Source organism: Mesorhizobium sp. M1027 (assembly GCF_040318745.1).
Classification (GTDB): domain Bacteria; phylum Pseudomonadota; class Alphaproteobacteria; order Rhizobiales; family Rhizobiaceae; genus Mesorhizobium.
In genome coordinates this window covers 26,532-44,600 of record NZ_JAMYMW010000009.1, presented here as the reverse complement: position 1 = coordinate 44,600, position 18,069 = coordinate 26,532, and the positions used below count along the sequence as shown (strand labels likewise).

Here is an 18,069-nt window from a genome sequence, read left to right as displayed (position 1 = left end):
CGACGCGGACCGCCTCAATCAGTTCCAACGCGTCATCGGCGATGGGCCGGGACACCCACCAGAGAGGTAGCAACCATGTACAGTTCGATGAAAACCCTGATCGGCGCGGCGGCTTGCATGCTGCTGGCGCTGCCGTCGGTCGGAGCCGAGCAGCGCTTCGTCACGGTCGGCACCGGCGGGGTCACCGGCGTCTACTATGCCGTCGGCGGCGCCATTTGCCGGCTGATGAACAAGGACCGGCAGAAAACCGGCATCCGATGCTCGACGGAGTCGACCGGCGGTTCGGTCTTCAACGTCAACTCCATCCAGACCGCCGACCTCGATTTCGGCTTGACCCAATCGGACGTCCAGTACCAGGCCTATGAGGGGACCGGAAATTTCGAAGGCAAGCCGTTCAAGGATCTGCGGGCCGTCTTCTCCGTCCATCCCGAGCCGTTTACCGTGCTGGCGCGGCCCGATGCCGGCGTCACCAAATTCGAGGACTTCAAAGGCAAACGCTTCAACGTCGGCAATCCCGGGTCAGGCACCCGCTCGTCGATGGAGGAGTTGCTGAAGCAGATGGGCTGGACGCTCGGCGATTTCTCGCTTGCCGCGGAGCTGAAGGCGGACGAGCAGGGCAGCGCGCTGTGCGACAACAAGATCGACGGTTTCTTCTACGGCGTTGGTCATCCTTCCGCCGCGATCCAGGATCCGACCACGGCCTGCGGCGCCAAGCTCATCCCGCTGACCGGTCCGGCAGTGGACGCGCTGTTGGCAGCTCATCCGTACTATTCAGTCGCCACCATCAAGGGTGGCATGTACGCCAACAACCCGGACGACGTGAAGACATTCGGCGTCCGCGCCACCGTGGTGACGAATGCCAGTACGCCCGATGAGGTGGTCTACGAACTGGTGAAGTCGGTCTTCGAAAATTTCGACGATTTCAAGAAGCTGCATCCGGCTTTCGCCAATCTCGATCCCAAGGAGATGATCAAGACCGGTCTGTCGGCGCCACTACATCCGGGCGCGGAGCGCTACTACAAGGAAAGGGGCTGGCTCTGAGGCCTTCAATGCGAGGCGCCAAGGGCGCCTCGCATCGCAAATAATTGTGGGGAACGATGACAGATCAAAGCCAGCGGGCGGCAGCGCCTGACCAACCCGTTATCGACATCGACAAGCTCAGCGAGATCGTCGCGGAAGCCGACACCGGTGGGCGCAAGCCGACCGGCCGCACCGCGAAGCTGATCCTCGGCGTATCGCTTGCATGGTCGCTGTTCCAGCTCTGGTATGCCTCGCCCCTTCCGTTCATGCTCAATTTCGGCGTTGTCAGCGACGGCATCGCCCGCTCCATCCATCTGGCCTTCGCCCTGTTTCTGGCGATGCTGACGTTTCCGGCCTTCAAGACCTCATCGCGCAGCCGGGTGCCGCTACCCGACTGGGTGCTAGGCATCGCCGGGGCGGCGTCCGCCCTCTATCTGCTGGTCTTTTATAGCGATATCGCCCACCGGCCGGGTCTTCCCACTACAGCTGACCTGGTCGTATCGATCGCCGGCGTCCTCATCCTGCTCGAGGCCGCCCGTCGCGCCGTCGGGCCTGCCATCACTGTCATCGCGGCGATCATGCTGATCTATATTTTCGCCGGGCCTCACCTTCCTGGCCTGCTCGGCCACAAGGGCGCGACGTTATCGCGCGCAGCCTCGCAGATGTGGCTGACGTCCGAGGGGGTGTTCGGTGTCGCCCTCGGTGTGTCCACCAATGTCGTCTTCATGTTCGTTCTGTTCGGAACATTGCTGGAGCGCGCCGGCGCCGGCGGCTTTTTCATCCAGCTTGCCTTCTCGCTGCTCGGCAAATACCGCGGCGGTCCGGCCAAGGCCGGTGTCGTGGCTTCCGGCCTGACCGGCATGATTTCCGGCTCTTCGATCGCCAATGTCGTGACCACCGGAACCTTCACCATCCCGCTGATGCGGCGGGTCGGATATTCTGCGGTGAAGGCGGGCGCCATCGAATGCGCGGCCGGCGTCAATGGTCAGCTGATGCCTCCTGTGATGGGCGCCGCCGCGTTCCTGATCGCGGAATACGTCGGCATCTCCTATGCCGAGGTAGTCAAGCACGCCTTCTATCCGGCGCTGCTGACCTATGGATCGTTGTTCTACATCGTCGATATCGAGGCGATGAAGACAGGGATGAAGGGCCTGCCGTCACGCCGCACGCACTCCGCATTTCAGGGTGCGCTGCGCGGGCTGATGGGCATATGCGGCTTCATCGTCCTCGCAGGGCTTGTCTATTACGGCATTGGCTGGACGAAGACCGTTTTCGGCGCGGCCGCGACCTGGATGATCACTACCGCGCTGATCGCCGTTTACATCGGCCTTGTCGCCTACCGGGCGCGCTATCCCGACCTGCCGCTCGAGGATCTGGAGGGCGAGATCGTCAGGATTCCGCACTTCGGCGAGACGGCGCGCACCGGATTGCATTTTCTGCTGCCGGTGATCCTGCTGATCTGGTGCCTGATGGTGGAGGAGCTGTCGCCGGGCCTCTCGGCATTCTGGGGCGTTGTCGCCCTGATGGCGCTGATCGTCACGCAACGGCCGCTCACCGCCTTTTTCCGCAAGGACCGAGCGCTGGCACGGCATTGGCTTCACGGTTTCGACGATCTGGTCGGTGGCCTGTCCGCCGCTGCGCGCAACATGACGACGGTCGGCATTGCCACTGCGACGGCCGGCATCATCGTCGGCACGGTTCTGCTCACCGGCATCGGGCTGGTGATGACCGAGCTCGTCGAATTCATCTCGGGCGGCAGCTTCATCGTCATGCTTTTGTTCACCGCGGTGATCTGCATCATTCTCGGCATGGGCATGCCGACCACCGCGAGCTATGTCGTCGTCGCCACCTTGATGGCGCCGGTCATCGTCGATTTGGCGGCGCAGAACGATCTTGCCGTGCCGCTGGTCGCCGTCCACATGTTCGTTTTCTATTTCGGGCTGATGGCGGACGTGACGCCGCCGGTGGGGCTGGCGGCTTATGCTGCTGCGGCAATTTCAGGCGCCGATCCGGTGAAGACCGGGATTCAGGGCTTCAAGTACGAGATCCGTACCGGCCTCTTGCCGTTCATCTTCATCTTCAACACCGGACTGCTGATGATAGATCTCGAAGGTCCGTTCGACTTCGTTGCGATGGTCGTGACATCGACACTGGCCATGGTTTCGTTTGTAGCAGCGACGCAGAATTGGATGCTCGTGCGCAACCGCTGGTACGAGACGATTGCGTTGCTTCTGGCCTGTTTCATCTTGTTCAGACCGGGATTGTTGCTCGATCAGGTGAGCGAACCTTATCGGGCAGTGCCTGCCTCCGAACTCAGCCGTATCGTCGACGAGACAGCCGAAGGCGGAGCGGTTCGCCTGCGCCTGACGACACTGAACCTCAACGGCGATGAGATATCGAAGCTGGTTCGGCTACAACTCGGGCCCGCAAATTCATCGGCCGAACGCCTGAAGGCTGTGGGGCTGGACGTCAGCGCGCTCGGCGACAGCGTGACGGTCGGCGTCGTGCGACTGCGCAGCCAGGCGGCCAAATTCGGCCTGCAGCCCGGCGACGAAATCAACCAGGTGCTAGTGCCCGCGGAGCGGCCGTCGCGTTACTGGTTCGCGATTCCAGCCCTGCTGTTGCTCGGTCTCGTCTTCTGGGTTCAGAAGCGGCGAAGGCGGACAGTCGGCCCATAAGCGTCTTGTGAGCAGAAGAGGCTCGCCAGCATGTCAGTAACAAGAGAACCAAACGGCGCCGCGGAACCGGCTAACGTGGAAATGCGCATGACGACGCGCGACCGCCCCTTCGAACCCGTCGACTACGGGCTTTACGCGCTGACGGTCATTGCGTGGAGCGCATCGTGGTTCGCGATCGAACTTCAGGTCGGCAGCGGCGTGTCGAACGAGGTCAATCTGGTCTGGCGCTTCGCCATCGCCACGCTGCTGATGTTTGCCTGGGCGGCTTTTTCCGGTCGGCGGCTCCGCTTTCCGATCACCGATCATTTGCGCTTTGCTGTGCTTGGCATCCTCATCTTCTCGTCGAACTTCCTGTTTTTCTATTATGGCGCCGGCTATCTCGTCAGCGGCTTGCTCTCGGTCGTCTTCTCGCTCGCCTCGGTCATCAACATGCTGCTCGGTGCCTTGGTCATCGGCGAGCGCCCGGCGCCGCGCATTCTCGCCGGCGGCGTCATTGGCTTCGCCGGCATAGCGCTGATGTTCTTCCCCGAAATCGCTGCCAACGGGCTTTCCGGCGGCACGTTGGTGGGCCTTCTTCTGTGCCTCTGCGGCACCCTGAGCTTCTGCGCCGGCAATCTCGTCTCCGTCGCAAACCAGCGCCGCGGACTGCCGCTCGTTTCAACGAGCGCCTGGGGCATGCTTTATGGCACTTGCTGGTCGGCGTTCCTGGCCTTCCTGCTAGGTGAGCCGTTCGTGTTCGCGACGACCGCCTCTTATATCGGCTCGCTGGTCTTCCTCGCCGTCATATCGACGGTCGTGGCTTTCGCCGCCTACCTGACGCTGCTCGGACGCATTGGCGGCGCCCGCGCCGGTTATGCGACCGTCATATTTCCCGTCTTTGCGCTTTTGATCTCCACGGCGCTGGAAGGCTATGCCTGGACTGCGTATGCGATCATCGGGCTCGTCCTCGTCGCCGCCGGAAACGTCCTGGTCATTCGAGGAGGACGACGCTGACGCATGCAATGCCGCTGCGCGGCCCCCGCCACATAGGTGCAGCGGATAGATGGGGCAGGGCGCCTTCTTCTTCTTCTTCTTCTTCTTCTGTCTGTTTACCCAGCTTGACTCTCTGGGTCGTCAGTTTAGGCTGTGGTCAATGGGTCAGACCAATGTACCAGGGCGGCCGGGGAGGGGAATTAGACGCGCATGCCGATCCAGGCTGTTGAACCTCGCCGGCTATACCGACAGGTCGCCGATCAGCTCAGGCAGCTGATCGATGCCGGCGAGTTTTCCGTCGGCGACCGTCTGCCGACCGAGCGGGATCTGGCCGACCAGCTCGGAATTTCCCGCCCGACGGTCCGTGAAGCACTGATAGCGTTGGAGGTCGAAGGCCGCATACGCATCCGCGTCGGCTCGGGTATCTACGTCACCGATCCGCCGAGCGCCGCCTCCTCCGAACCCGAAGTCGAGGAAGGCCCGTTCGAGCTGTTGCGCGCGCGCGAATTCGTCGAAGGCGCGATCGCCGCCGAAGCGGCCCTCCATGTCCGGCCTGCAGATATCGAACGGCTCGACGACGTGCTGCGCCGGATGGAGGCCATGCGTCACCCCAACAAGATGACCATTGCGCTCGACCGGGAATTCCATACCGCTGTCGCCGGCATTCTCGAGAACGCGGTGCTGGTGCGCTTCATCGGCGAGCTTTTCGACCAGCGCATGAACCCGTACTTCGAACGCCTGTCGATCTATTTCGAGACCAGCGATTCCTGGCAGGTCGCGGCAAGGGAACATCGTGCCGTGCGCGATGCAATTGCCGCGCGCGACCCCGAGCGGGCCAAGGCCGCCATGCAGCAGCATCTGCGCCAGTCGCAAATCAGATTCTCACGCAATTTCGATGAGAGAGCCGCAGCCAAGGAGGTTGCGGAATAGCAGTTGGCCTGGGGGAGATCCGGCCGTCAAGTTCAACCAGGGAGGAATTAGATGCTGAGAAAATACGCAGTTCTGCTCGGTGCGATCGCCGCAATTGCCATACCCATGGCGTCGGCCTCGGCGGAAACGGTCCTGAAATGGGCACATGTCTACGAGACGACGGAGCCCTTCCACACCGAATCCGTGTGGGCTGCCGACGAAATCAAGAAGCGCACCCAGGGCCGCTACGCCATCGACGTCTATCCGGCCTCGCAGCTTGGCAAGGAAGCCGACATCAACCAGGGCCTGATGCTCGGCACCGTCGATATCATCATTTCCGGATCGAGCTTCGCGGCGCGCGAATATCCACCGATCGGCGTCACCTATTTCCCGTACACTTTCCGCGATGCCGACCATCTGCTGAAATACACCAAGAGCGACGTCTACAAGGCCCTGACCAAGGGCTATGAGGACAAGACCGGCAATCACATCGTCGCCACCACTTATTACGGGACGCGGCAGACCACCTCGAACCGGCCGATCGCCAAGTGCTCCGACATGCAGGGCTTGAAGATGCGCGTTCCCGACGTGCCGGCCTATCTGGCCATGCCGCGTGCCTGCGGGGCCAACACGGCGCCGATTGCCTTCGCCGAGGTCTATCTGGCTCTGCAGAACGGCACGGTCGAGGCCCAGGAGAACCCGCTGACCACCATCGAGGCGAAGAAATTCTACGAGGTGCAGAAGAACATCGTGCTAACTGGCCACATCGTCGATCATCTCAACACCATCATATCGGCGTCGCGCTGGGCCTCGCTGTCCGACGAGGACAAGAAGATCTTTACCGAGGTGATGCAGGAGGCTGCCGCCCGCGCCACTGCAAAGATCGTCGCCCGCGAAAAGGAACTGGTGCAGGTATTCAAGGACCGCGGCATCACCGTAACGGATGTCGACCGTGCCGACTTCGAGAAGAATGTGTTGGAGAAGGTCACCTTCGAGGAGTTCGGGTACAACAAGGCCGATTGGGAAGCGATCCGCGCTATCAAGTAGAGCATCGGAAACTGGATGCTCAATCAAGAGGATAGAGCGGCAATCGGATTCGCCGCTTTAACCTGCCTATCCGTCCGGCCTCAAATTGCGCCGGACGGCCTTCCAATCCTTGACGATCCACCAGCTTCGGGAGTGCGCGCCAATGGCCGAGGAACACCACACCGAGATCACCGTCGAAGAGATTGCGCACGCCTTCGAGGAGGTGCCGATGCGCGTCGACCTGTCGGACCACGGCATCGAGGACTGGGTCACGCTTGCCGTGTTCTGGGGCATGGTCGTCTGTGTCTTCCTGCAGTTCTTCACCCGTTATGCGCTGAACAACAGCTTTGCGTGGACCGAGGAGATCGCCATCAACGCGCTCGTCGTCGTTGTCTTTCTCGGCGCCGCCATGTGCGTGCGCCTTTCGCGCCATATCCACGTCGACGTGCTTTACCACTATCTGCCGGAGCGTGTCGGCCGCTGGCTGGCGCTTGCCGTCGATATCATCCGCATCGCATTCTTCGCCTACGGATCCTGGCTGATGTGGCGCTACGTCACGATCGTGGCGCATGAGCGCATGGTCACCGTCAACCTGCCGCGGCGCTGGTTCTTCTACGCCGTACTGGCCGGCTTCGTGCTGATGCTTCTGCGCTCGATCCAGGTCTTTATCGGCAATTACCGGCGCGGCTATTCGGTGCTCGAGCGTCCTGGTGCGTTCGAGACGGCGGGGGTCTGAGCGATGCTGCTTCTGGTCGGGGGCTTTCTTGTCCTGATGCTCATCGGCGTGCCGGTCGCCGTTTCGATGGCGGCCGCGTCGATCCTTTACCTCGTCATCTACGGCGTCGCGCCCGACATCATCGCGGCCCAGCGCATGATCGCCGGGGTCGAGAGCTTCCCGCTGCTCGCCGTGCCCTTCTTTATCCTGGCCGGCAACCTCATGAACATCGCCGGCGTCACCGGGCGCATCTATTCCTTCGCCCTTGCCCTGGTCGGCTGGATGAAAGGCGGCCTGGCGCAGGTCAACATCATCGGATCGGTGATCTTTTCCGGCATGTCGGGTACCGCGCTCGCCGACGCCGCCGGTATCGGCACCATCGAGATCAAGGCGATGAAGGACCACGGCTATCCGATCGACGCCGCGGTTGGCGTCACCGCCGCTTCCGCCACGCTCGGGCCGATCTTTCCGCCCTCGCTGCCCTTCGTCATCTACGGCATGATGGCCAATGTCTCGATCGGTGCGCTGTTCATGGCCGGCATCCTGCCCGGCGTGGTCATGACCGTGCTGATGATGATTACGGTTGCCATCTTTGCCTACAATCGCGGCTGGGGCTCCGACACGCCTTTCGAGCTTCGGCGGCTCGCCGAAGCGGCGGGCGAGGTGCTGGTGGTGGCTGCCTTTCCGATTGGCTGTTACGTGCTTGTGCAGCTTGGCCTGTCGATCAACGTCGCGGTCGGCATCGCGCTGCTGCTGCTGATCGCCGCGGACTGGTATTTCGATTTCTCCGCGGTCATGGCGCTGATGACGCCGGTCATCCTGATCGGCGGCATGACGATGGGCTGGTTCACGCCGACCGAGGCGGCAATGGCGGCTGTGATCTGGTCGCTTTTCCTCGGGCTGGTGCGCTACCGCACGATGACGCTGCGTTTGCTTGCAAAGGCCAGCTTTGACACGATCGAGACGACCGCCTCCGTACTGTTCATCGTTACCGCCGCATCGATCTTCGCCTGGCTGCTTACCGTCAGCCAGGCGGCACAGCTGTTTTCGAACTTCATTTTCGCGCTCACCGAAAACAAGTGGGTCTTCCTGATCCTGGTCAACATCCTGATGCTGGTGGTCGGCTGCTTCCTCGATACGATCGCCGCGATCACGATTCTGGTGCCGATCCTGCTGCCGGTCGCCGCCGTCTACGGCATCAACCCGGTGCATTTCGGGCTGATTATGACGCTCAATCTGATGATCGGGCTTTTGCACCCGCCGCTCGGCATGGTGCTGTTCGTGCTGTCACGCGTCGCCAAGCTCTCGGTCGAGCGCACCACCATGGCGATCCTGCCGTGGCTGGTGCCGCTTATCGTGGCGCTGCTTCTGATCACCTTCATACCCGCCATCACGCTTTGGCTGCCGACCGAGATGGGCTTGATCCGGTGAGTGGCCAGGTGATTGCCGCGACGCTGTTCGGCCCGCAGGACCTGCGCGTCGTGGAGCATCCGCTCGAACCGCTGGCACCAGGCATGGTGCGTGTGCGCTTCGGGGCCGGGGGCATCTGCGGCTCCGACCTGCATTATTTCCGCCATGCCCGCACCGGCGACTTCGTTGTGACCTCGCCGCTTGTCCTCGGCCATGAAATCTCCGGCGAAATCGTCGAGATCAACGGCGCGGCACCCGGCCTGGGCGTCGGCGACCACGTCGCGGTCAATCCGTCACGCTGGTGCGGGCATTGCGCGCGATGCCTGGAAGGCCGCGCCAATCTCTGCGAAAACATCTACTTCATGGGCTCGGCATCGAAGACGCCGCATATGCAGGGCGGCTTCGCCAGTCTGTTCGACGTCACGCCCGCGCAATGTTTCAAGGTTCCATCTGATGTGGCCTACCAGGCGGCCGCACTTGCCGAACCGCTGGCGGTCAGCCTGCACGCCGTCGCGCGGGCCGGCGACATCAGGGGCCGCAACGTCGTCCTGTTCGGTGCCGGTCCCATTGGCCTCTTGACCATGCTCGCGGCCAGGCTTGCCGGCTGCGCTGAACTGACCGTCGTCGATATCGCCGCCGCGCCGCTCGCCTTCGCCCGCAGGTTGGGCGCCGACAGGACGATCGACCTTGCCAGCGGGGACGCCGAGATCCAGTCGCTCGCGGCCGGCGGTTCGCTTGATGTGGCGTTCGAGATTTCAGGCACTGCCGCAGGCCTTGCCGCGGCAATCGCCAGCGTCCGGCGCGGCGGCACGGTGGTCCAGGTCGGCAATCTTCCCGGTGGCCAGATCCCGCTGCCCGCCAATGCGGTGATGGCCAAAGAGATCGAACTCAAAGGCACCTTCCGCTTCGGCAGCGAGTTCGGTCGCGCAGTCGACCTCATTGTGTCGCGGGGGGTGGACGTCCTGAGGCTGGTGACGGCGGAGCGCACGCTTTCCTCCGCCCCCGATGCCTTCCGACTTGGCGCCGACCGCGCTCAAAGTGTCAAGGTCGTGCTGACCGCAGACTGATTGAGGATTCGCAACGTCCCTGTTTTTTACGAGCCCATTGGCGCTTCACCGTGCAGGAACAAACAGCGGATGTGCGACGGAGCGGCCTCGCGCCTTCCAAACGTGGCGTGTGGGCCATGCCGGCGCGCGCGAAGATGCTGGACAGGTTCGAACGAGCAGGAGCGATTCGTACCTGATTCTATGTTCCTTTCACGACCCTCGGCTTAATCGGCCGGCGGGATTGGGCCGCGCTCTCGAGTGTCAAGGCCAACCGCTTCTCGTCTTCGATGGCGCGATCGACTGCCTCGATTTCCTCTTGGAGGACCTTCAGCTCGACTCCATAGCTGGAGCCGTCGCTGTCGCCAATTTGAAAGCCACTTGCCCGCATTGCGTCGCGAGTATGGTGCACGTTACGGACTCCTTCGCGTCGAGTCGCGACCAGAATTTCCCTGAATTCTCTAAGACGTTCAACGTGATTGCGAGCCATTTGCGTTCTCCTATTTCGTCGTCATCGTCGCTGACGGCGATTCAGCCCGACAAAAACCTACGGCGCAGAAGGTTTAAGCGCCTCTAAGAGATACGCTCGACAGAGCATGAATGCGGAAGGTCAAATTTGAACGTCTTGCAATAGTTTGATGCACGACAGCTGGAGAGACGCTTCGGCCGAGCGCCTCTGCTGCTCGGCGCTCTTGCTGGTCCCTCCGGCTTCAGGATTGCGAGGGTCCATCTGTGAGCGTGCAGCGGCGCACGGTCTCATGGCTGGTAAGCGGCGCAGTCCCGACTACAGTTGGCAAATCGCCGGATTGGCCATCACTCCCAACGGCGCGCCTGAGATCGCCCGCGCTCGGTTTTATTGGTCCGAAAACCTCACGCTCACGCCGCGCTGCCGAAAATAAGCCTGCATCAACTTGCGGCCCGAGCGATTGTTCTGCGCCAACTTGGTCGGATCGAACACCGCCTGTTTTATCCCCTCTCGTGTGAGCGCTGCCTTGAGCGTCGCGATACCTGCGTCGATGTCGGCATTGCCCGCCCGGAGCGAGGCATAGATACTTTCGGTCGCCTCGGCCACGGTCAGTTCGCTCACAGATGTCGTCCTTTCGTACAGGGCGGCGGCTTAGCATGGATTCGCGGCTCGCCGATACCGATGAGACCGTCATTGGAATCCTGTCGGCGACGCTGAAGTAGCGGTATTACTCGACCGGCAACGAGGGCGTGCTGCGGCTCGGCGTGATGACATACCTTTATGGGGACCTAGTCTAACTGCGTGAGAGATCGAAAAGACCTTCCACGCCAGCAATTTACCCCGAACCAACAAATCACTGAGGAGACAATTCCCATGAAAGCGATCGTAGTGACGGACCAGGCTGCAGGAACGGCCGGAATGAAGCTGGGGCAGCGGCCCGAACCACAGGCGGCAATAAACGATGTCGTCGTACAAGTTCATGCGGCGGGATTCGTCAACACCGAACTGGAGTGGCCTTCAACCTGGGCCGATCGAGCCTTCCGTGACCGGACGCCGTCGATCCTCGGCCATGAGCTGGCCGGTGTGGTCACGGCCCTCGGCTACGGCACCACGGGGCTTTCAATCGGTCAGCGGGTGTTCGGCCTCGCCGACTGGCATCGCGACGGCACGCTCGCCGAGTATGTCGCCATGGAGGCACGCAATCTCGCGCCACTCCCCGGCGACGTCGACTTCACGGTGGGCGCGAGCCTGCCGATCTCCGGCCTGACCGCGTGGCAGGGACTGTTCCAGCATGGCCGCATTCGGGCGGGGCAGAGCGTTCTGGTGCATGGCGCGGCCGGTGCCGTCGGTTCGATGGTGGCGCAGCTTGCAAGGGAGGCCGGAGCTTATGTCATTGGCACCGGACGCGCCGCCGACCGCCAGAAGGCGCTCGACTTCGGTGCAAATGAATTCATCGATCTCGGGAATGACACCTTGGAAGAGGTCGGCGGTGTCGATCTGGTGTTCGATGTCATCGGCGGCGATATTCAGAAACGGTCCGCAACGCTGGTCCGGGCCGGAGGAACGCTTGTGACAGTCGTCGGACCAACGGATATTCGACCTGCAGATGGCCTGACGGTTGACTTCGTCGTCGAGGCTGATCGAGCCCAGCTTTCGGAGATAGTTCAGCGGATCCGGGATGGACGACTGCGGACGAACATCGGCAAGGTCTCGAGCATGGATGATGCCGTCGCCACCTTCAACTCAACCGAGCGACGCACGGGAAAGACAGTCATCAGCGTTCGTCCGTAAGAACTCGGGGAGAGAGGGCCGGTTCCTCTCTCCTCGTCTACTCCCATCAGCAAGATACCATCAGCAAGATAATTGCCTCGGCCATGCCAGTCTTCGTCGCTTAGATTCTCCGTGTCGCGATCGGTGTATTGGCGCTGTTCCCGTTCATCGCGGACGATTGGCGCGACATCGGCAATCTCTCCTGCACGATTGGTTCCTGGTGATGGTGGCTGTTCGGCATGTTCGGATTCTCGGCGCTAATGCTGTACGGCATGGCGATGGTGCCCGGCGCCGTTGGCGCGACGGTCATGAGCACCACATCCAGGCACGACCGCTTCGGGACCAACCAGACGGTGCTGCTCTTGTGCCCGCCGGGCGAGCCGGGCTACCGTTGGCTCGCCCTGTCTGTCCTGCGCCTCGAGGACGGACGGGTGGCGGAGGCCGTCGATTTTCGAGGTGCCGATGAGGTTTCTGCTCCCGCACGGTTTCAACAAGGACGGGGTCGAATATAGGGGAGGTCGGATGAAGGTCGCGACTGAGCAGGAGTGGCAGGCCGCCCGTAAGGAACTATTGGCGGCCGAGCAGGAGCTGGCGGCGCACGAACAGCGTGTCACCAAGCAGCGGCGGGAGTTGCCCTGGGTCCCGGTCGAAAAGCACTACACCTTCGCCACTGTCGACGGGCCCAAGTCCTTGCCGGAGCTGTTCGATGGCCGCTCGCAGCTCCTCATCTACCACCTGATGTTCGGGGAGGACTGGAAGGTGGCGTGCCCGGGCTGCACCTCGGTTGGCGATGGGCTGGGCGGCATGGTCACGCACGTGAACGACCGCGACGTGACGCTCATCGCGATGTCGCGGGCGCCGCTGGAGAAGCTGGTGGCGACTAAGGCACAGCGCGGGTGGACGATGCCCTACGTGTCGGGTTATGGCGACGACTTCCTGTTCGACTACGGCTTCGCGTTCCGCCGGGAGGAGATGTTCGGAATCGTCCGCGATGAGTTCGACATGGGGCAGCTGCTCCGCGAGGCCCCGCAATGTCTGCAGGACTACCGCGACGACGTCGGTGCGCCGGACCTCCAGTCGGCCGTGTCGGTGAGCGCAGGGTGGAGCGTCTTCGCGATGGAGGACGGAGCGGTCTACAACACCTACCGCCGCTATCCACCACTTGTGGGGCCGCCCTACGCGCCGTTGCTCGAGTTCGTGCCAAAGCCGTGACATCCGCAACTTGCGCGCCTGCCTTGGCGAAGCGGGCATTCGCCAATAGAGAGCGTGTCATGCAAGCACGTGACCGCTTCTTATCGCGGGGATGTTCCTAGGGCGGACGCCCTAAAATCAGCCGCGAGCGAAGAAGACGCAGATGCGGAATTAGCGCGCCGTCCTCGCCGCTTCCGCCTCGGCAGCGCGAGCAAGGTCTTCGACCCACTGCTGATGATAGCGGTAGAGCCCACCGGGGTGCTTGTGTCCGAGCACGTCGAGGAACCAAGAACCCTGCTGCGTCTCTTCCGTCAGCACATGGCAACCCGTGTCCGTGGGAGTGATGACCCAACCGTGATAGGCGGTCGAGCCGGTCTCGTCGCCGTCGACCACCGTTTTCCACGCGAGCCTGTGGCCGGGCTCGCACTCCGTCACGACAAGGCTCATCGGAAATCCAACCGTCACCCGACTGAATCTGGTTCCGAGCGCCAGTTTAGGCTCACCGGTCAGGATCTTGACCTGATCCTCAGGAGGAAAGTAGCTCGACCAGTTCTCGGCGTCGATCAGCAGCTCCCACACCACTTCAGGCGGGGCTTTCACGTCAATGTCATTGAGTGCGTAGATCGACGAAATCTTCGGGTCGAAATGGTCAGGCCATATTACACGATCATACATGGCTCAAGCCTGCTTCTTGAAGAGATCTTTGAAAATTAAAGGCGCCCAGGTGTTTCCTCGCGCCTGAATGAGCAGCCCACCCTCTGCGAGCCTTCCAAGGTTGACCGGTGCATAGCCGAGTTGCTCGACCAGCGTGGACACCACCGGAAGGGCGCTGTCATTGTCGCTGGAGAGAAAAACCACTCGCCGCCAGCCGTCGATGGAGGGCTCCTGAGCAAGGACGCCTGCAGGCAGGTGGTTGAACGCCTTGACAAGCGCGGCAGCGCCAAACGCCTTGGCGACCACGGCCGAAGACGGGAGGCTGCCCAAATCGCTTGGTGAGACGCCGTAGGCGTTCGTCACATCGATAATGATCTTGCCCCGCCAGTCCTTGGCAGTGTTCGCAACCTCCCCGTGCGCCCAGAACGGAGCCAGCAGGATAATATCGGCCTTGATCGCTTCGTTCAGGGAACTGGGGATGACCGTGGTTCCGATGACCGTTGCGAGCGGCGCGAGCGCCTTGGGCGCACGTGTGCTTGCTATGGCCACTTCGATACCCTTGCGGCCGAACATTTTCGCGAGCGCCTGACCGACGGCCCCGGCGCCTATGATTGCGTAAGTCATTTCATATCTCCAGATCGGCGAATTGCCGGTACGTTCTGGAGCTTAGCTAAGGTCGTGGAGCCTCAACCGGGATTGACGATTTCTCAACAGCGGCTGTGCATCGGCGCACCATTCACGGATTGGTCGCGCTTCGGCGTCCCAGTGGAGCTCGACACCCGTGGCCAGGGACAGCGAACTCGAGGACTCCCTCACCCGCATCCGTGAGACGATAGCCTGAGGGTAGCTTCTCGAACAGGTACGCGCCGAGGCGCTGTTCCAGTTGGGCAATGCGTCGCAGCACAGTCGAGTGGTTTACCTTGAGGCGCTCAGCGGCGGCCCGAACCGAACCTTCGCGCGAGATGACAAGAAAGTAGCGAACGTCGTCCCAGTCGATCATGTGGTGCAACCTTGCACCGCAAGGTGCGGTGTTGAAACACGTATTAAATAGCATGAATGGTGCGAACCTCTTCGTCGACCTCCACAGTTCTAGTTTCGCTGCAGCTCCCATACCTCGGCAATCGGCTATTCTGCGGCATTCGCAGCCAGTGCGAACACCATCCCCTGGGAACAGGCGGTGCGCCAACGCACAGCCGCTGTCGAGAAATCGTCAATCCCGCCTGAGCGCGTTCGATCCCATTTGCTTGCGAGGGGGCGAGATGATCGTCGGCCCTGGACGAACGAAAAGGAGAAACCGACATGGGAAGACTTGATGGTCGGATAGCCGTTGTCACAGGTGCGGCAAGCGGCATCGGCCTTGCCACCGCGAAGCGGTTTGCGGCCGAGGGCGCAGTAGTCGTGATGGTGGACCAGCACGGCGAGAAGGTTCGACGTGCCGCGCAGGCGTTGGGGCGGGGCCTGGATCCGGTCCTCGCCAACATCACGAAGATGGCAGCTCTCGCTGCTCTTCGCGACCACGCCGCCAAGACCTACGGCTTCGCCGACGTCCTGTTTGCCAATGCCGGCGTCGCTACGTTCGCGCCGGTCGGCGAAGTGAGCGAAGAAGCGTTCGATCGAACCGTCACGACCAATTTGAAGGGCACATTCTTCACCGTGCAAACGCTGTTGCCGGTGCTCCGAGACGGCGCCTCTATCATTCTCACGTCGTCCGTGTCGGGCTCGAAGGGCGCTCCGGCTTTCAGCGTCTACTCGGCCACCAAGGCTGCGGTCCGCTCCCTCGCGCGGACCCTCACCTCGGATCTGAAAGCCCGTCATATCCGCGTAAACGCGCTCGCCCCCGGCAACACCGAAACGCCTGTCGGCATAAATGCCGGTCTGTCCCAGGAGCAGAGCGATGCCTTTTTCGCGCACACTGCCCTCGACACGCCGCTGGACAGGAACGGTCAAGCCAACGATATCGCTGCGGCCGCGCTCTACCTCGCGTCCAACGACAGTTCGTTCGTGACCGGCATCGAGCTGACCGTCGACGGGGGCTTTGCGCAGGTGTGAACCCGGGCCGCTGGCGCTGAGGGGCCGCCGCTAATTTCGGCATCGGCCGACCACTTCGCGCAGGCAGGTACGGCACTTTTCTCGCTTTTTGTCCCAACACGGAGAACAAACATGTTCGAGGCAATCAAATGGCCGGCAGACCTGACGCCCAGCCGATCCCCGATCCATTTCACCAACGAACTTGAGGTCGCGGCCTCTGCTGAAACGATCTGGTCGTTGCTCGTAGATCCCGCCGCTTGGCCTGGCTTCTACCCGGGCGTCGAACACGTGCAGTTGCTTGATGGGCACGAATCGCTTCGCCTTGGCACACGGTTCGAAACCAACCTGGCCGGCCAGGACGTCTTCGCGTCAGTGCAGGAGTTCGAGCCCATGACGCGCATCGCGTGGGGCGGCTACCCCAAGGCGGCGGTGACTTCGAAGGCCTATCACGCATGGATTATCACACCCACGGCGAATGGATGCCACCTCTGGACCGAGGAGACGATGCAGGGCCCGTTCTGGATCGAATTGGGCAAGAAAGCCCCCGATGTTTTTTGGCGCACGCACGAGAAGCTCCTTGAGGATCTCGCCAAGGTCGCAACCGAACGCACTGCCTCACACATCAAGTAAAACAGCCGTCGCTGTCGCAGTCCGAAATTGAAGGAATAGACTCATGAATATCGATCTTAAGGGCCGCAAGGCCGTCGTAACGGGTTCCACGGCGGGCATCGGTTGCGCCATCGCCGAAGGACTGGCGCGCGCGGGCGCTTCGGTTGTGATCAACGGCCGCGGCGAGGAACGCGTCGCCACAGCGATTCGCGAGATTCGCGAGCTTTTCCCACAGGCTGATCTGACGGGCGTTGCGGCTGATCTGGAGACAGCCGAAGGGGCCGAAGCTCTGTTCGCACAGGCGCCCGATGCGGATATCCTCGTCAACAATGTGGGCACAGCGCGCCCGAAGACCTTCTTCGATCTCGCCGATGACGACTGGCTAAGCCTCTTCCAGCTCAACGTCATGAGTGGCGTTCGCGCCGCACGCCACTATGTGCCGAAGATGACTGCGCGGGGTTGGGGACGGGTCGTATTCATCAGCAGCGAATCCGCACTCAACGTCCCGAAAGAGATGATCGACTATGGCATGACCAAGACGGCGCAACTCGCTATTTCGAGGGGGCTTGCCGAAGCGGTCGCCGGAACGGGTGTTACAGTTAACGCGGTCCTCCCCGGCCCAACGAGGTCCGAAATCCTGTCGAATATGATGAATGAGCTGGCGCACTCGCAAGGCATCAGCCAAGAGGAAGCGGAGCAAGTGTTCTTGACGACGATGCGCCCGACAACACTGATCAATCGATTTGCGACGACCGAAGAAGTTGCCAACATGGTTGTTTACGTTTGTTCGGAGCAAGCGTCAGCGACGAGTGGCGCCGGTCTGCGCGTCGACGGCGGTGTACTTCGGTCAATCGTCTAAAAGTGTACGGATTATAAACCAGCTTCCCTAGCGCGAGTCGACGTCGCCAGTGAGTTCCGTCGCGGCCGAGATCACTTTCACCATCTCGCGCATCCGACCCTGCAGGCGCTCCGATGACGGGTTACGGAGCGTGTTGCGGTGGACACCGTCAACTGGGCCAGGTTGGCCACCTTCACACCCAGTGCCTGCGACGGGTGCTTCGGCGAGATATAAGGCGTGCGCGGCTCGTCAAGGCTATCGACAAAGCCTGAAACCACCGTGGAATGTGCGAGCTGTGCTTGGCAGGTGAACAGAGGCCTGACGCCTTCCAGCGCACTGCTTGTCCGTCCTCATCCGTAGCGGCTGTTAGCGCACCACTACCACACAGCGGAACTCGACCAGTGCGCCATTGCCTGTGCGCTTGATCAGGCGTCCGTTGTGGACAGCGATGGTCGGGTCGATCAGGTCGCTGCGCAGTGCCCGCAACCTGGCCAAAGTACGGTCTTCATCCGCGCTCGCTAGCCGGCTGTACCCGACCACGTCGGCGGCCAGGATCGCGGCTAACTTGCGGTTCTCGCTCACAGGGGGCATCTCCTCGTGTCCATAATAACAGGAAGACACGTGATTACTGAAGGCCCGCTTCTGATAATCCAAGCCTCGAAGCTGCCAATCCGCTTCCGGCTCCAAATCGAGACCCTCCTTGCTCGTCGCAAAGTATCGTCAATGCGCCATGCGACCTT

The 18,069-nt window shown here is 61.9% G+C and carries 18 protein-coding genes and 3 pseudogenes; 14 read left to right on the top strand and 7 right to left on the bottom strand.

Annotated elements, in window-relative coordinates:
* Window positions 1-87: 87 nt before the first annotated feature.
* The 8 genes from NKH50_RS18310 (at window position 88) to NKH50_RS18275 (ending at window position 9,797) form a co-directional block, all read left to right on the top strand.
* Window positions 88-1,041 (top strand): TAXI family TRAP transporter solute-binding subunit, encoded by a 954-nt coding sequence (locus NKH50_RS18310; RefSeq protein WP_352880528.1) that lies wholly within the window; start codon window positions 88-90, stop codon window positions 1,039-1,041.
* Window positions 1,042-1,097: 56 nt separating this feature from the next.
* Window positions 1,098-3,698: a TRAP transporter permease gene (locus tag NKH50_RS18305; protein WP_352880288.1), complete on the top strand. Its 2,601-nt coding sequence runs from the start codon at window positions 1,098-1,100 to the stop codon at window positions 3,696-3,698.
* Window positions 3,699-3,785: 87 nt separating this feature from the next.
* Window positions 3,786-4,691: a DMT family transporter gene (locus tag NKH50_RS18300; RefSeq protein WP_352880286.1), complete on the top strand. Its 906-nt coding sequence runs from the start codon at window positions 3,786-3,788 to the stop codon at window positions 4,689-4,691.
* Window positions 4,692-4,880: 189 nt separating this feature from the next.
* Window positions 4,881-5,600 carry a FadR/GntR family transcriptional regulator gene (locus tag NKH50_RS18295; protein ID WP_352880284.1) on the top strand — a complete coding sequence of 240 codons (720 nt, stop codon included), beginning with the start codon at window positions 4,881-4,883 and terminating at the stop codon, window positions 5,598-5,600.
* A gap of 51 nt (window positions 5,601-5,651) precedes the next feature.
* The gene (locus tag NKH50_RS18290) at window positions 5,652-6,626 is read left to right on the top strand and encodes a sialic acid TRAP transporter substrate-binding protein SiaP (protein ID WP_502894239.1); all 975 of its coding nucleotides are present in this window, start codon (window positions 5,652-5,654) and stop codon (window positions 6,624-6,626) included.
* A 142-nt stretch (window positions 6,627-6,768) separates the two neighbouring features.
* On the top strand, window positions 6,769-7,341 hold the full coding sequence (locus NKH50_RS18285; protein WP_254818543.1) for a TRAP transporter small permease: 573 nt from the start codon (window positions 6,769-6,771) through the stop codon (window positions 7,339-7,341).
* 3 nt (window positions 7,342-7,344) lie between these two features.
* Entirely contained in the window at window positions 7,345-8,751 is a 1,407-nt protein-coding gene (locus NKH50_RS18280) for a TRAP transporter large permease (RefSeq protein WP_352880282.1), read from the top strand.
* The gene (locus NKH50_RS18275) at window positions 8,748-9,797 is read left to right on the top strand and encodes an L-idonate 5-dehydrogenase (RefSeq protein ID WP_352880280.1); all 1,050 of its coding nucleotides are present in this window, start codon (window positions 8,748-8,750) and stop codon (window positions 9,795-9,797) included. Before NKH50_RS18280 ends, NKH50_RS18275 begins: the two co-directional genes overlap by 4 nt.
* A 178-nt stretch (window positions 9,798-9,975) precedes the next feature.
* Here NKH50_RS18275 and NKH50_RS18270 read toward each other — a convergent pair whose 3' ends face one another.
* Window positions 9,976-10,263 (bottom strand): hypothetical protein, encoded by a 288-nt coding sequence (locus NKH50_RS18270; RefSeq protein ID WP_254818635.1) that lies wholly within the window; start codon window positions 10,261-10,263, stop codon window positions 9,976-9,978.
* A 363-nt stretch (window positions 10,264-10,626) separates the two neighbouring features.
* The gene (locus NKH50_RS18265; RefSeq protein WP_352507602.1) at window positions 10,627-10,860 is read right to left on the bottom strand and encodes a hypothetical protein; all 234 of its coding nucleotides are present in this window, start codon (window positions 10,858-10,860) and stop codon (window positions 10,627-10,629) included.
* A gap of 252 nt (window positions 10,861-11,112) precedes the next feature.
* On the opposite strand from NKH50_RS18265, the gene NKH50_RS18260 reads away from it, so the two are divergent.
* The 3 genes from NKH50_RS18260 to NKH50_RS18250 all read left to right on the top strand — a co-directional run bounded on the left by NKH50_RS18260 (window position 11,113) and on the right by NKH50_RS18250 (window position 13,221).
* Entirely contained in the window at window positions 11,113-12,030 is a 918-nt protein-coding gene (locus NKH50_RS18260) for an NADP-dependent oxidoreductase (protein ID WP_352880278.1), read from the top strand.
* 218 nt (window positions 12,031-12,248) lie between these two features.
* Entirely contained in the window at window positions 12,249-12,521 is a 273-nt protein-coding gene (locus NKH50_RS18255; RefSeq protein ID WP_352880276.1) for a hypothetical protein, read from the top strand.
* A gap of 10 nt (window positions 12,522-12,531) precedes the next feature.
* Window positions 12,532-13,221 carry a DUF899 family protein gene (locus tag NKH50_RS18250; RefSeq protein ID WP_352880274.1) on the top strand — a complete coding sequence of 230 codons (690 nt, stop codon included), beginning with the start codon at window positions 12,532-12,534 and terminating at the stop codon, window positions 13,219-13,221.
* Window positions 13,222-13,371: 150 nt separating this feature from the next.
* On the opposite strand, the gene NKH50_RS18245 is transcribed toward NKH50_RS18250, so the two are convergent.
* The 3 genes and pseudogenes from NKH50_RS18245 to NKH50_RS18235 all read right to left on the bottom strand — a co-directional run.
* Window positions 13,372-13,875 (bottom strand): SRPBCC domain-containing protein, encoded by a 504-nt coding sequence (locus tag NKH50_RS18245; protein WP_352880272.1) that lies wholly within the window; start codon window positions 13,873-13,875, stop codon window positions 13,372-13,374.
* A gap of 3 nt (window positions 13,876-13,878) precedes the next feature.
* A complete protein-coding gene (locus NKH50_RS18240; protein WP_352880270.1) occupies window positions 13,879-14,478 on the bottom strand; it encodes an NADPH-dependent F420 reductase in 600 nt (199 codons plus the stop codon).
* A 169-nt stretch (window positions 14,479-14,647) separates the two neighbouring features.
* Window positions 14,648-14,854, bottom strand: a pseudogene (locus tag NKH50_RS18235) (LysR family transcriptional regulator); the annotation flags it as partial.
* A gap of 299 nt (window positions 14,855-15,153) precedes the next feature.
* Between NKH50_RS18235 and NKH50_RS18230 the strand changes: the two are divergent.
* The 3 genes from NKH50_RS18230 (at window position 15,154) to NKH50_RS18220 (ending at window position 17,350) form a co-directional block, all read left to right on the top strand.
* Entirely contained in the window at window positions 15,154-15,903 is a 750-nt protein-coding gene (locus NKH50_RS18230; protein ID WP_352880268.1) for an SDR family oxidoreductase, read from the top strand.
* 111 nt (window positions 15,904-16,014) lie between these two features.
* Window positions 16,015-16,512: an SRPBCC domain-containing protein gene (locus tag NKH50_RS18225; protein WP_352646080.1), complete on the top strand. Its 498-nt coding sequence runs from the start codon at window positions 16,015-16,017 to the stop codon at window positions 16,510-16,512.
* Between the two features lie 43 nt (window positions 16,513-16,555).
* On the top strand, window positions 16,556-17,350 hold the full coding sequence (locus NKH50_RS18220) for an SDR family NAD(P)-dependent oxidoreductase (RefSeq protein ID WP_352880266.1): 795 nt from the start codon (window positions 16,556-16,558) through the stop codon (window positions 17,348-17,350).
* A 39-nt stretch (window positions 17,351-17,389) separates the two neighbouring features.
* Here the strand turns inward: NKH50_RS18220 and NKH50_RS18215 are convergent.
* Together NKH50_RS18215 and NKH50_RS18210 are read right to left on the bottom strand one after the other, a co-directional pair.
* A pseudogene (locus NKH50_RS18215) lies at window positions 17,390-17,661 on the bottom strand (hypothetical protein); the annotation flags it as partial.
* 46 nt (window positions 17,662-17,707) lie between these two features.
* A pseudogene (locus tag NKH50_RS18210) lies at window positions 17,708-17,911 on the bottom strand (adenylate/guanylate cyclase domain-containing protein); the annotation flags it as partial.
* Between the last annotated feature and the right edge of the window lie 158 nt (window positions 17,912-18,069).